Genomic DNA, 13,606 nt, shown 5'->3' with positions numbered 1-13,606 from the left:
GCATGTTTACTGTTTAATCAACGATATATTTAGAAAGTTGGCGTTCCAAATCTTCACCACGAAGGTTTTTGGCAATAATTTTTCCATTGGGATCGATCAGAAAATTTTGAGGAATCGATCGGATATTATAGAGTTTAGCCACTTGGTTATCCCAAAAATTAAGGTCCGAAACCTGATCCCATTCTAATTTATCATCTGCAATAGCTTTTAGCCAGCTGTTCTTTTTGCCAGGTTGATCTAAAGATACGCCGAGCACGGTAAATTTTTTGTTTTTTAGGGCATGATAAGCCTTTACGACATTAGGATTTTCCTGACGACAGGGACCACACCAACTTGCCCAGAAATCCAACAATACATATTTACCCCGATAATCGGCAAGGGAGATATTTTTCCCATCCGGGTTAGCTTGGGTAAAAGCCGGAGCAATCTGTCCGATTGATGTCGCCTTGGTTTGATCAATCTGTAGTGCAAAAGCTTTTCCTTTTTCTGAATGACGAATTTCAGGCGTAAGCTGTTTGAAATATCGGTCTAGATCGTCAGCCTCAGGAGCATAGCCAACAACTTCTGCAATCCGGTCTAAGCTGACGAAAGAATTAGGATTCTCTGAGATAAAGGCTTCCAGAATTTTCTTATTTTCAAGCTGATAGTTCTCACTGAGCTGTTCAATTTCTTTTTTGAATTCTGGGGAATTTCGTTGCTCTTGGCTCGCCGAAAAATATTTTGTATTCAACGCATCACGCAAAGGAGCAATTTGTTCCAGCCGTTTCTTCAATTGGCTAAGCTCCTTATTTGTATTCCCTCCCTGGATCAATGGATTTTTTAATGAATCGGTGGACTGAACCTTGATCGCTGTGTTTTCAAGATAAAGTGTTAGATTTTTTGACCGTTGAGCCAGGGCAAGTGTCTTACCTACCGCTAGGCTGGCCACTGTCGGATCAGCAATGGTATAATTGAATTGAAATGTTCCATTTGAACCAATGTTGACGGAATCGACGATACGTTGTGTTCCATTCCGATAGCTCAGAAAAGCTTTGTCCTGCGTCGTATAGCCAGTCACTTGACCGTTTAACAGGGCAGTTTTATGCTGCGCCATAATCGCTGTAGAGAAAGTGAGCGATGCAATCAATGTAAATACTTTAGTCATATGTTTATTATTTTATAAAAACTACCAAATAAGTAGACTATTCAAAAATAAGTGGTTTGACTATTCATTTCCAACAGTTAGGTAGAAAATGTTCCTATATTAAATGGTGCTACGAAGATTTAATACGCCTTTACGAAGAAGGCTTTACGAGGAGGACAGCAGTGATTTTTAAATAAATAAAAATAAAGACTACTACATAAGTAGATTATATTTTCAAAATACTTATCTTTGTTTATACCAAACCCTGTATTCACATTAATTTGCATTCTATTAACCATGAGCAATGTTACATCACAAGAAATTATCAAAGCCGTTAAAGAGCGTAGGAAATATCTCAAGATTTCCCAACGGGCAATGGCTGAACAATTATATATATCATTAAAAGCCTATCAGAACCTTGAGATTGGAACAACGAAGATAGACATTGAGCGTTTACAGCAAATTGCGGATATATTAAACACGGATATGAATAGTCTGATCAATTCTCCGACAGCTCAGTTAAAGCAAGAAAAATTACCCTTAGCAAAGGAAAAGCAGCTTTTACGCGACAAAGAGAGTTATATTTCTTATTTAGAGGAAAGTTTACAGTATTACAGAAACCTTATTAAGGAGAATAATTTATTATAGTCAAGGAGCCTGAAACTAGCGAATGTATTCTTGGCATTCTTTATGAAATTTATAAAATTTCTAGCGCTTTCTTATGGTGGCGCGATATATCCAGAAGATCATCAGAGCCAGTGTTGCAGAAAAAAGAATATTGCCGATCAATTTTAGAGGTTCAAATTCGTGGTATCCGACCTGCTCATTAAGATCCAGGCTATAGCCACTCCCTTTCCGAAAGAATATCCAGGGAAATCCTACGGTTAAATTACCGTCGACGTCCAGATCATTATGATAGAAACAAACTGTCAAAATAGCAAAAACACCAATAGTACCAACAAGGACGTTGTATAATGTCGGCACTATTGATGTTTTACGTTGTTCGGGTTTTGCGTGCATGCTTAAATATAGCGATTCATTTTGATTGCATGTTATAATCACTATAGGTACCTTGCCAGTGACTAGCTAGGTCCACATTTTGATCGTCGTATTTTACAAGGTTGATCAAACTTAACATAGCCTTATGCTGTGTACGTTGTTTTATCTCTCACCACCACTAATTAAATATTGCATGCTCTCCCTTTCTATCAACTGGATAAAAAGAATACCTTCCTTCCACATTTATGATGACCAATTTATTTTGCTGAATGAGTCCATACAGTACATTTTTCAAATGTCTTGGATAAATCCGGAGGTGAGCCAATCCCGTATCCTTAACTTTCCGAAACAACTGATAGGGAGAAGCCCCCGATCTGAAGAAATCCACATCCAAAAGGAGGTTAATTTTCTGTCGTACATGCAACATTGCATCCGATTCTATCTGAAGGTCCTTTTCAGCCTTCCATTCTTCAAATTGTAATTTTGGAGCAGCGGGTTTATTATCTCCAGCTACAAACTGCCAAGGTAGTTCGAGCGTATAACTCCATTTTACCTCATCCTCTTCGATATGTAGGCGCACGAGACGCTCTTCGGAAACTTCATATTTTTCACGGTGGAATTCCATCGCTTCTATGCAGGAGCTTGCATAGATGCGGTCGAGCAGGATGGACTCTTGTATTAAAAATTTTCGAACTTGATACATTTTCTCAAAATCCAAATAAGCGTGATCGGCTTTCCCCAGTAAAAACGACAGTTCCTCCGGCCTCCACTCTTGTTGAATACGCCGCTTAAGATAGGTGTACCAAAGCTGAAAATCGTGTGAATACATCATTCCCGAATAGGAAGTTTTTAGAATAGATTCTGTTTTCATAATTTATTTTGTAATTGGTTATTCAAATAATTTAAGCAGCTCATCTTTACTGATCGACTTCATTAGATTAGCCTCATCTAAAATCAGTCCTTCGGATATTCGTTTTTTACTTTCTTGGAGTGCTAAGATGTGCTCCTCAACGGAATCCCGACAGACAATCTTATAAGCCATCACATGTTTATCTTGTCCTATACGGTAACAACGATCGATAGCTTGTGCTTCGGCAGCGGGATTCCACCAGGGATCCAAAATATAAACATAATCAGCTGCGGTCAGATTCAAGCCTGTTCCTCCGGCTTTGAGGCTGATTAAAAACACACGGCATCCGTTCTCGTTCTGAAATCTTTCGACCGCATTTTGCCGCTGATCCTGATTCATCTTACCATCAAGATAGGCATACGCTATACCCTTATTTTCGATTCGTTGTGCCACGAGCTTTAGCATGGACGTATACGCCGAAAAGAGAAGAATCTTATGATTCGGAGCTACTTCATCCATGATCTCATCAATAAAATCCAATTTGATCGAATCATGACCGAAGCCACCATCTTTCATCAGCATGGGCGAATTGCACAGCTGTCGTAGTTTTTGCAGCGCCTCTATCGCCAAAAATTTGGATTTTGTGGAATCGGCACTATTCAGATTACTTTCAATCTCCCCCTTGAATATCTTTCTGACCTTATCGTATATCTTTCTTTGCTCCGGAAGCATATCCATATACAGAATTGTTTCGGTCTTTTCAGGAAGGTCCAAAGCAACCTGTTTTTTTGTACGCCGAAGGACAAAAGGTTGAATCATCTTTTGAAGCCCAAGAATAGTTGTTTGCGCTGTATTTTCATCTTTGATCCCTCGATAAGTGTTATTGAAACTGCCATAAGTTCCAAAAAAACCCGGGTTGACCATACTCATCTGTGCGTAGATATCCTCCACTCCATTTTCGATAGGTGTTCCCGTCATCGCTATGCGATAGCAAGATTTTAGCTCAGTTAGCGATTTAAATCTTTTTGAATGACGATTTTTTATCGCCTGCGACTCATCTAAAATCATGTAACTAAAGGACTGGGATTTAAGAAAGTCAAGCTCCATCATAACTGTTCCATAGGTTGTAATTAAGATGGATTCGTTCTCTATTTCCGTGACTTCCCTCCTTTTTTGTCCATGATAAATAGATGTTCGACGATTTGGAGAAAATTTCTTGAATTCAGCCAGCCAATTGAATAGTAGGGAATTGGGTACAATAATAATTGAGGGGGCTGCCTTTGGATTATTTTGATAGAAATATTCCAAAAGCGTTATTGCCTGTAATGTTTTCCCTAATCCCATATCATCAGCCAAGATACCGCCCCATTGAAAATCGCTTAAGAATACCATCCAGCTAAACCCTGCCTGTTGGTAAGGGCGCAACTCTGCCTGGATCGCTTTTGGAACATCCAACAGGGCTATTTCATCCGTATCCAACAGTTTCTTTCGACGTTCAGCTAGGCTATTTTGAATAATACGGGGATCAATTCGATCCAGCCGTGTTTGGAAAGATAGCAATTGGGCTGAAGTGAGTTTAAGACAGTCGGTTTCAACCAGCGCATAATTAAACAGCACATCAAATAATGCTTTATCTGAGGCTTTAATATATCCGAAAGATTTATCTGCCAATTGGATGCTACTGTAGTCGTTTATGATCTTTTCTTCAAACTCTCCCGGTAAATAGGTCGTTGTTCCAAATTTGAAAATCATGTAAATGGAAAATACATTATTGTCCTGACGAATATCCAATACTTCCCATTTCAGTTGGTGTGGCAGCAAATAAGCTCCCTTTGAAATATTGTTCAGAATAGTTTTGTACCCCTTGCTCTTACATTTTTTTATAAATTCATACAGTCTATTTCTGTTGCTATGCGCCTGCCATTCCAAGCGCTTAACCATTCTATTGGTGCAGCTTTTCAAATTTGGCAACTGTGCTTCAATAAAGGTATTAAACTCATGCTCGCCAACAAGATCTCTCTCCGTATACAGGCAGGTTCCATTTTCCGGTTTTAAAATCAAGTTTCCTCCATATGGAATTACATATTCTTCCTTTTCACTCAGCATAGCTTTCAATTCGAAATTTAAATGATCATCGTCGTCTTTCTCCACCACAACCTTAAATTGAGGCACATGATGAGCGGTATTAGAAATAAAAACTGTATCCTTGTTTAAAGGTTCAAGGTCTATGTGAAAGGATGTTGACAATGGAATCAACATACGCGTAAAGAAGTCTTCATAGTCCCGCTTTAACACCGTTATTTTAGTAGAAATACTGTAAAAGAAACGTAATACAAACTCCTTTTGAAGATTATCAACAAAAAGACACTCGTCTTCATTTAGATTGATAAAGAAGAAATTGGACCGACATTCGGATGTATAGTCTTTCAACTCCTTTCCTTTGTAGACAAGAATTAACGATAGAAGCAGGTGATCGCTGCCTTCTTTCAAATGAAATTTCAGACTAAGATCATCGCCCGCCAAAATCACATTCCGATACGTTGTACGATATTTGGATGGATATTTGAAGTTTTCAATTGTAGTTTTAAAATTATTTCTATCGACAAAAGCAACACGTAATCTTTGATCCGATTTTCCTTCCAAAAGTTTACGCCAAGCACTGATGATAAAATCCTTCTCCACACGATCAGCGTCATTTCGCATCTCATCTTTTTCCCTATCCCCTAATTGTCTTTGTGGACTTTTGGAAAAAGCTAAAATCTTACGACATAAATCGATTTTTAAAACATCACTATCAGCAAAATTCGCCAACTTATTACCAAATTCTCCTAAATAATTTATCTTACTGTTTATTTCAAAAGGTATTAAAAAGGGCAGTCCGTCCACCTGACGCTCTCTAGGAATAACATACATAAAATTCGGAAAAGGCGCCTCATGCTGTTCCATCCATCGGTTTTCAGATGCTGCATCTAGCAATTCCGATTCAAGCTCCTGGTGGTCGAAATAATTATATACCTGACCAAATTGACTATGATTTTCAATACAAACCTTGTCCTTGCGGTAATATAGCCTAGAAATACCCAATTGAAAGTACTTATGCTGACTTTCGGGTAGGATGGCAATATCTTTTGCATATAAATCATGTAAGAATTTATTACTGACTAAAAACTTACGATAAAGTCCAATAATTACATAATCACACAGACTATCATGACGCTTTTTACAATCGCACTTAACCTTCAATCCGATTTCTCGGATCTCGAGATCAATTTTGAGATTTTTGTTTTTATAATTTCCGTCTCTTCTTAGAGAAAATGGCCATTTAAACTTGTTGACTTTGATTATCCTAACGCTGTAACTATAAAGCTGAAAATCCGTCAGTGGTATTTCTCCTTTATAGAGCTTAAGAAAGTAGTCTGATGAAATATAAAGATCCTCTTGGTTTTCCCAAGGAATAATAAAGCTATTCTTCTCTTTGTCAGGTATAATCGGAACAACATCTGTTACTAACTCCAGATTTTCAACACTATTTTCCATAAATCCTCCTTTATTGTTTATTGGACTTAACCTCCGATTTCAACTCCATATACCGTATGCTCTGATCGCAGAGATCGACAAAGAAATCCGTAATTTCTTTCGCTTTTGACTTAAAGTAGTCCATATCAAGCTGAGCCAATTGTGCAGGAAGCTCATAGACCCGCCCTTTCATGTGTTTTAACAGCTCTGCATTCAATATTTCCTCCACCTCACTTCTTGTTGTAAAAAATTCTTTCACCTTTTTATCACAGATACAGGTCCAATCCACGAGGTCTGCAATGGTGACATTCATCGGTGCATAACCGATTCGGAGATACAGATAGCTATATAATCCAATAGAAGTCAACTGATTTAAGAATAATACAGCCAATTGGGCACTAGAAAGGTTTTCAGAAGAAAAAACAGCCAAAAGATCCTGCATGAGTTTTGAATTCCGCCCCCATGAAATTGAGATCTTAAATAAGGTACTATGCCAATCGACAGGCACAACCGAATAAGTCGGTTTATAACGCGAATGGCGGTAGAGAACAACAGATTCATTCCAGATGATATGAGAGAATCGACTACCTTCGTTGAGTTTTGTCTCCAGAAAGTCCGTATTCAAAAAAGCTACAACTGCAGTAACTTGACCGTAAGCTACTTTTCGAAAGTGACAGTGACCCAATTTCTTTTTTATCACAACAAGATAGATCTCGGCTTTTCCATTTTCCTGACGAGGAAAGTCAAACAGCCCTTTTCCATGAGTATCGCTGACATAATAATTGAGCAACATCATTTGTTCGGGATTATTTTCCTGACGGATCTGATGCAACAACTCCTGTACATCGCTCTGATACTGCGCTGGCCAGGGGAAACTATGAAAGTCTGCACCAGCTTCGACTTGCTCTTGTTCCTTCATTTTAGCCAGCTTGCTCTTTTCTAGCGCCGCTTGCGCAGCACCTTCTGCCGTCACAAGCGCATCGTATACAGCCTGTAAAGCTTCCGTAAAGTAGCGAAACAACTTTTCTATTGCAGCCTGCAATACGAGACAACGATCATATAGTTGCGAAGCATCTACGGCCGAAATATCCAGGTCTCTATTTTGATTAACAGCATTAAAAGAACTATCCAGTAATGCAAAACGCATCTTATCTTCGTCTGTCTCGCCCATAAAGACCGATTTGAACATCGGAAAATGCGTATGCAGGCTCCGAATTCGACTGTCAAGACTATGTACATTATTTCCCTTACCTTCTACCATTACCTGAAGCAGTTTCAAATGACTTTCCAAACTTTGGTGAACCATAAATAAAGCACGCGGATAATTGGCTATTTCTGCAAATGTTTGTGCTCCCTGTAAAAACTCCGCGGATACAGCGGTCGCCTTCTCATAATACTTTTCCGAGAGATCCAATATGCCACGTATTTCCTTTCCTTTACTGATGACAGAACTACTTCGTGTACTACTAAAAATCTCATGCTGAGGCAAGATCGCATAACAATAAAATAAGCTCCCAAGCTTTATTTTATTCTTCAATTCTGGCGCAAAAATCAATTCAAATGAAATGTTCTCCTGATCCATCAAGCACAACTCCACAATAGGTTTTAGCACTTTGTGTGAAAGTCCACTCACGGGTTTAAGCGCTAAAACTAAATGATGGGATTCCTGATCGAGAAATTGATATTTAATGACATAGGCACAATCGAGATCCATACGCTGGGAAAGCCGATCAATAATTAATTGGCTATTAATTTCCATACTAAATGATTTAAGGTTAAAAAATTGGCGCAATAAAACAGACCAACAGGTCAAACTGTTACAGACTATTATTGCAAATAATCAATACTTAATTTGTAAAAAAGATAGTATAATATCCAAGGAGACTACATAGGGTTCAACACGTTTTAATAGCTAGACGTTCGCCCCTTGGTTTTTTAGGAAATACCAGCACCACAATTAAAAATGTATCGAAACTTTCACTTCATGAAAAAGTGATGAGCTACCGCTGGTAATTTGGTAACTAAACACTTTGTAATTCAATTACAAGAAAAACAATAACAATACAATTATATAGTTAATATATACAAATATATAAATTAACAATTTTAAAACAAATTATTTTTTAGATTTCACTTTTGTATGTTTAAAAATAGCCAATAAGAAAATCCAATAGTGCTTTAAATACACGAATTATAAATGGCGAGAAGCGAATTGTAAACAATCGATAGATTACTTATATACTTCTGTTATCTTTAGCCGAATAGATCTTTTATAATTGCTATAGAACATAGCATTGACAGTTATGAAAAATAGCTTAAAAATGGGACTAATAAGTGCTTTGATAGGTCTGCTCTTTTCCTGCAAAGAGCAAGTGAGTCCTTTGTCTGAAGCTTACTACAAAAAGAGCGGTGCAATTTATTTTATACCGGGCGGCAATGGTTTTGAAAGAGGGTCGAGAAAGACCGTTGCCGATGTAGCTAGTTTTTCAGTGATTAAAGATGTCTATGCCCGCGATAAAGATCACCTCTATTTCATGGGCTGCCCCCAACAACTCGTCGACGTAAAGACCTTTCAACTGAAAAACAGGATTCCTGTCGATCAACGACACGTATTCAAGTTTGAAGGTTTTGCTTCGGCTACTTCCGATTGCAGCCAAAACCAGCTCACCATTATTGATGGAGCCGATCCGGCAACTTATACGACGTTATATGATCAACTGCCGGCACTAGCTAAAGACAAAGCACATTACTTTTATAAGTATCAACCCCTTCACGTCGACTATGCGACTTTCAGCGTTGTCAACAGCAACTTTGTAAAAGATAAAAATCAGCTTTATGTTGTTACGGACAAAGGTATTCTTTCGATCCACTATAAAACAGATAAGATTGAGGCGCTCAATGCAGCATATACCCTACTGGATGGTAAAAAGTTGCTTTATTATGAACCTTATCAACGTATCGGTCTGTTGGAAATCGATATTCCTTCGTCAAAGGAAATCAAATTCCTTAATGAGAAAACAGTAATCATTGACCAATTGATAGTTATTTCGGGAAAGAAATTTGGATACCCTGCGGTCGATGCGGGCAGCTTTGAATTATTAGAAGGATCAAACGGAAACGCCACTTGGTCACGCGACAAAAATCATGTCTATTATAAGCAACAGATATTTTCAGAAGCAGATCCAAAGACTTTTGAGGTCCTCAAGTTTGCCGTTGCCAAGGATGCCAAACATATTTTCATTGGCAATAAAATATTCAACGGACCAGATGTAAAAAGTTTCAAAAAGGTGGATAAATCCCGGGTGAGCCATGATTTCGAAGATGACCTTGGCAACAGATACTGGTATCAAACCAATAAAGGGGAGGTTATTTTGGTTCCGGTTACTAAAAAGTAATAGAAGCACCGAGGACTTTATGCCCGGGGTTAAGAAAGTATGAGTTCGTACCGTACAGATCTCCCATGTCCCAACTGTTCAACTATCCCCAGTTCCTGCAACCTTTGCAGATCCCTAGTCGCAGTAGCTTTTGAGGTCCGTGTAATAGAGATATATTTTTTTGCAGTCATCCCGCCAATAAAACCTTCAATTCCCTGCTCAAATTAGGCCACTCTTTATATTGCCAGTTATACATATTGAGCCGATTAACCAAATTAATCGGCTCAAAGGAAAAAGCATATTCATTATTGGCCTCTCTTGACGATAATTTACAAATCCAGCAAAGGAAAAATTCCCTTCCTTTTGAATCTTCAAGATAATCACTGAAATCGGCTATTTTTCTAACGATTGTTTCCCCTACTTTAGCTTCCAAACCCAATGGTTTAGTAAGCGTATAGTTTAAATACCTGTAATCAACAAGCTAGTAACCGCAACAATACACGGGCTACTTACAAACAACCAGGTTCAATTTATAGAAAAAAGGATGATCAAATCATTATTGCTAAGTATAACAACTATGCTATGTATCACAGCATGTGCACAGGAATCCGCCATAATCGCAAAAAATGACCGGGTTAAATGGATTCCCTATCAAACCAAAAACAAGCAGTTTGTCTTTGTCGACAGTGCATTCCAGAAGAAGCTATCCCAAGAGTTCCATTGGGCTCAGCCTTTCACGTCCACAGGATATGCACTGGTAGCCAATGAAAAGGATCAAACGGGGATCATTAACAGCAAAGGTGAATTTATCGAACATTATTCCGACACAGATTTACAGCTCTTAGACCTCAAGCAGCTGACTCTTCTGATGAAACGCCAGGAATATGAAAAGAAATTGCCCTTCTGGAAATGGGACTGGAATATCCTAAGCAGTTATATCAAGAAAACAGCTACTTATGTCAAGCTTGAAATACGGGTATTGGAAAGTAATCAGATTCTGCTCAAAAAAGATATTCCTTACGATGAGAACGAATATAACCTTGCAACTTACCCCTTAGACGACAAGCAACTGATCCTCAATGGGAACCTGTATCTGCTAAAAGATCAAAAACTTAAGAAAATAGAAGAACACATTAAAATGCCCTTGGAAAACGGACGTTATATTCCAGCATCAGCAAACAGTTTTGCCATCCTTGATATCCGAAGCAAAAAACCGGTTTTATCCGCTTTGACAGGCATAGACAAAATAGACCTTCTTTGGAAAAATGAGGCCATACAGCTCGATTCTATCAATCAGGAGCGCTACAGCCCAGCAATTCCCAAACTACTAAAGGACAATAATACAGGCAGCATATATGCCTTTCCACAATACGACAAAGCTTTTCCAAAACAAATTAGACAAGCCAATGTGACACAGATTGCCTTTCTAAAAGAAATATCCTTAGTTTATTCGGTGACTAATTCGCCCTATTTTATTCTAGGAAGATTTAACTACGATCATGCCATCTGGGCTTATGATTGGTTATATATGGATAAAGATGGCAACTTATTGGACACCATCAAAGCCTCGAATTTCTATATCCTGGATCAGGTGGGTAATTTGGTCTGGCCAGACAAACACATGTTACTCACCTCGAATGCCCTGGAAAAGAATTGGAAGACCGGAAAAATAAAGTACATCGATTCATCAGAAGATCTTTATTTAATTGATGTAAAACGAGGTGATCTGGAACCTACAAAAGGCCTATGGAATTCAAGTACAAAGACTTGGGATATAAACCCCGATTTCCAACATATTGAAACCTTAGATGGTAAACGACAAATCTTTGCATTACAGGAGCATAAAGATGGTCGCTATACTTTATACAACAACAAGACAAAACAACGAATCGGCAACAAAAGCTACATGACCATCAATCCCAACGGGTGGGTACAACATAAAAATGAGCGCAATCGGGACGATGGCTATTTTATTAACATTGCTACGGGCAAGGAATATAAAGAATAAAAAATACCGCTCAATCTCAGCAAAAATTACCAAGATTAATTTATAACAGACAAAATATACTCTTTAAGATTTATTAACTTTAAAGGAATACTGAGTTATTAGCTTTGTCCAATTAAAACTGATCTTGTGAGCGAATTATTGATAGCATCATTAAAGCGAGGTGACCACTTTGCCATGGAACAGATTTTTAATCTGTACTGGGAAGCCATATTTGATGCAGCTTTTAAGAAAATAGGCGACGAAAATGTGGCTCAGGACATTACCCAGGAAATCTTCATTTCGCTGTGGGAACACCGTGAGCAGGTCATCATATCTGGTGGTCTTGCAGCCTATCTACATGGGGCTGTCAAATTCAAAGTAATCAACCATTTTCGGAATACGACAGTTAAAGATGGACATAAAGCCGAACTAGCGACTTTAATGAACCAACGATATGCGGATTCAGCGGACGACCTACTAATCCTAAAAGACGCGCAGCAAAAAGTTGAAGAAGCTTTGATGCTGCTTCCCGAACGTATGCGACTGGTCGTCACCATGAGCCGAAAGCAAGAAAAGTCTATCAAGGAAATTGCGAGCGAGTTGAATGTCTCCGTACAAACTGTCAAGAATCAAATTACCTCGGCCATGAAACTGCTCAAAAAAAGCCTCTCTTAGGCAGTTCCTCCATTTTTTTGAGTGTTAACAATAATTTAATATACTCCTAATATTTTCGACTAGTACCATTTCCCATTTGAAGTGACATGTATTCAAATGAGGGAAGAAAAAGCAAAGCAGTTACTGCAAAAATATTTAAATGGAGAGGCTACCGCCGCCGAGATTAAGCAAGTCGAAGATTGGTACGCCCAACTGGATAACGCTGCAAAAAAAGTTCCGCAGGAACGAAAAGCTGCACTGCGCGAACAATTATTGGCCAATATTCAGTCCAGTATTTCAGAAAAGGGAAGTAAACGACCTTCCCGGCTGTATTCACCTGTATTCAAAATAGCAGCCGCTATTTTAATGATTGCTTCCATAGGACTTCTTTATTGGAAAGTAAATAATCAACCTATCACAGCATCTGCGCAGATCGTCACAACAACTCTTGCAGGGGAACATAAAAAGATTGTCTTGGCAGATGGTTCGGAAATTATCCTCGAACCATCTTCAAAAATCAGCTATCCAAGTAAATTCAAGGGCAATATCCGTGAAATAGCACTTACTGAGGGGGAAGCCTTCTTTGACATTGCCCACGACGAGAAGCATCCATTTCAGGTACAGCTTGCATCGAAGCTAGCAGTTAAAGTATTAGGAACCTCTTTTCGGATAAAAGCTTATCAGGCTTCCGATCAAGTCGAAGTCACCGTCGCTACGGGTAAGGTTGTTGTGGAGCAAAATGATAAGATCCTCGGCATATTAACCAAAAACCAAAGTCTACGCTATGATAAAGAGACCAAACAATCATCGCGCAACCTAGTAGAAAAAAATACAGCCGTAGCCATTGCGTTTGATGGAACACCACTTAAGGAAGTGGTAAAAAGACTGGAATATGTCTACAACATCGAAATTATCTTAAAAGACACTTCACTTTCGCCTTTAAAAACAACAGCTACATTCAATAGCACACAAAATCCGGCAGAAATACTGGATATCATCTGCAGCCTACATCACCTCAAGTACAGTACGATTGAAAAGGATAAAATATTTAAAGTCCACAAATAATGTCTAAAAATTTACCTAAAACATCTTAGTCACCATGC

General features: G+C 38.5%; 12 protein-coding genes. 5 read left to right on the top strand and 7 right to left on the bottom strand.

The genetic code is table 11. The features are described 5' to 3' along the window. Positions 1–13 precede the first annotated feature (13 nt). Positions 14–1,144, bottom strand: a complete 1,131-nt coding sequence (locus AAH582_RS03310) for a TlpA disulfide reductase family protein (protein ID WP_313155186.1) — start codon at positions 1,142–1,144, stop codon at positions 14–16. A 276-nt stretch (positions 1,145–1,420) separates the two neighbouring features. Here AAH582_RS03310 and AAH582_RS03305 point away from each other — a divergent pair, with 276 nt between their 5' ends. Next, positions 1,421–1,771, top strand: a complete 351-nt coding sequence (locus AAH582_RS03305) for a helix-turn-helix domain-containing protein (protein WP_286767628.1) — start codon at positions 1,421–1,423, stop codon at positions 1,769–1,771. Positions 1,772–1,831: 60 nt separating this feature from the next. Here AAH582_RS03305 and AAH582_RS03300 read toward each other — a convergent pair whose 3' ends face one another. The 4 genes from AAH582_RS03300 to AAH582_RS03285 form a co-directional block, all read right to left on the bottom strand. After that, positions 1,832–2,143 (bottom strand): hypothetical protein, encoded by a 312-nt coding sequence (locus tag AAH582_RS03300; RefSeq protein ID WP_313155184.1) that lies wholly within the window; start codon positions 2,141–2,143, stop codon positions 1,832–1,834. A gap of 157 nt (positions 2,144–2,300) precedes the next feature. Next, positions 2,301–2,993, bottom strand: coding sequence for a hypothetical protein (locus AAH582_RS03295; RefSeq protein WP_046674172.1), 693 nt, complete (start codon positions 2,991–2,993; stop codon positions 2,301–2,303). An 18-nt stretch (positions 2,994–3,011) separates the two neighbouring features. Beyond that, positions 3,012–6,509, bottom strand: a complete 3,498-nt coding sequence (locus AAH582_RS03290; RefSeq protein WP_343321205.1) for a DEAD/DEAH box helicase — start codon at positions 6,507–6,509, stop codon at positions 3,012–3,014. 10 nt (positions 6,510–6,519) lie between these two features. Continuing rightward, positions 6,520–8,247, bottom strand: a complete 1,728-nt coding sequence (locus tag AAH582_RS03285; RefSeq protein ID WP_343321204.1) for a hypothetical protein — start codon at positions 8,245–8,247, stop codon at positions 6,520–6,522. Between the two features lie 544 nt (positions 8,248–8,791). On the opposite strand from AAH582_RS03285, the gene AAH582_RS03280 reads away from it, so the two are divergent. After that, positions 8,792–9,883: a DKNYY domain-containing protein gene (locus AAH582_RS03280; RefSeq protein WP_343321203.1), complete on the top strand. Its 1,092-nt coding sequence runs from the start codon at positions 8,792–8,794 to the stop codon at positions 9,881–9,883. Positions 9,884–9,912: 29 nt separating this feature from the next. Here AAH582_RS03280 and AAH582_RS24835 read toward each other — a convergent pair whose 3' ends face one another. Further along, entirely contained in the window at positions 9,913–10,053 is a 141-nt protein-coding gene (locus AAH582_RS24835) for a hypothetical protein (protein WP_376746074.1), read from the bottom strand. Continuing rightward, positions 10,050–10,295 carry a hypothetical protein gene (locus AAH582_RS03275; RefSeq protein WP_343321202.1) on the bottom strand — a complete coding sequence of 82 codons (246 nt, stop codon included), beginning with the start codon at positions 10,293–10,295 and terminating at the stop codon, positions 10,050–10,052. The genes AAH582_RS24835 and AAH582_RS03275 overlap by 4 nt, the downstream gene beginning before the upstream one ends. Before the next feature lie 111 nt (positions 10,296–10,406). Between AAH582_RS03275 and AAH582_RS03270 the strand changes: the two genes are divergently transcribed. The 3 genes from AAH582_RS03270 (at position 10,407) to AAH582_RS03260 (ending at position 13,568) form a co-directional block, all read left to right on the top strand. Next, positions 10,407–11,870, top strand: coding sequence for a hypothetical protein (locus AAH582_RS03270; protein WP_343321201.1), 1,464 nt, complete (start codon positions 10,407–10,409; stop codon positions 11,868–11,870). Positions 11,871–11,996: 126 nt separating this feature from the next. Next, the gene (locus AAH582_RS03265) at positions 11,997–12,524 is read left to right on the top strand and encodes an RNA polymerase sigma-70 factor (protein ID WP_156167646.1); all 528 of its coding nucleotides are present in this window, start codon (positions 11,997–11,999) and stop codon (positions 12,522–12,524) included. A gap of 96 nt (positions 12,525–12,620) precedes the next feature. After that, on the top strand, positions 12,621–13,568 hold the full coding sequence (locus tag AAH582_RS03260; RefSeq protein ID WP_343321200.1) for a FecR family protein: 948 nt from the start codon (positions 12,621–12,623) through the stop codon (positions 13,566–13,568). Positions 13,569–13,606: the final 38 nt, after the last annotated feature.

The organism is Sphingobacterium multivorum, from assembly GCF_039511225.1.
GTDB lineage: Bacteria > Bacteroidota > Bacteroidia > Sphingobacteriales > Sphingobacteriaceae > Sphingobacterium.
This window is presented reverse-complemented; position numbering and strand designations above follow the sequence as displayed.

What these genes read in the sequence shown, in the direction of transcription:
- AAH582_RS03300 (WP_313155184.1), bottom strand. Translation starts at nt 2,143, where the DNA reads ATGCACGCAAAACCCGAACAACGTAAAACATCAATAGTGCCGACATTA.
- AAH582_RS03285 (WP_343321204.1), bottom strand. Translation starts at nt 8,247, where the DNA reads ATGGAAATTAATAGCCAATTAATTATTGATCGGCTTTCCCAGCGTATG.
- AAH582_RS03280 (WP_343321203.1), top strand. Translation starts at nt 8,792, where the DNA reads ATGAAAAATAGCTTAAAAATGGGACTAATAAGTGCTTTGATAGGTCTG.
- AAH582_RS03290 (WP_343321205.1), bottom strand. Translation starts at nt 6,509, where the DNA reads ATGGAAAATAGTGTTGAAAATCTGGAGTTAGTAACAGATGTTGTTCCG.
- AAH582_RS03305 (WP_286767628.1), top strand. Translation starts at nt 1,421, where the DNA reads ATGAGCAATGTTACATCACAAGAAATTATCAAAGCCGTTAAAGAGCGT.
- AAH582_RS03310 (WP_313155186.1), bottom strand. Translation starts at nt 1,144, where the DNA reads ATGACTAAAGTATTTACATTGATTGCATCGCTCACTTTCTCTACAGCG.
- AAH582_RS24835 (WP_376746074.1), bottom strand. Translation starts at nt 10,053, where the DNA reads ATGACTGCAAAAAAATATATCTCTATTACACGGACCTCAAAAGCTACT.
- AAH582_RS03295 (WP_046674172.1), bottom strand. Translation starts at nt 2,993, where the DNA reads ATGAAAACAGAATCTATTCTAAAAACTTCCTATTCGGGAATGATGTAT.
- AAH582_RS03270 (WP_343321201.1), top strand. Translation starts at nt 10,407, where the DNA reads ATGATCAAATCATTATTGCTAAGTATAACAACTATGCTATGTATCACA.
- AAH582_RS03260 (WP_343321200.1), top strand. Translation starts at nt 12,621, where the DNA reads ATGAGGGAAGAAAAAGCAAAGCAGTTACTGCAAAAATATTTAAATGGA.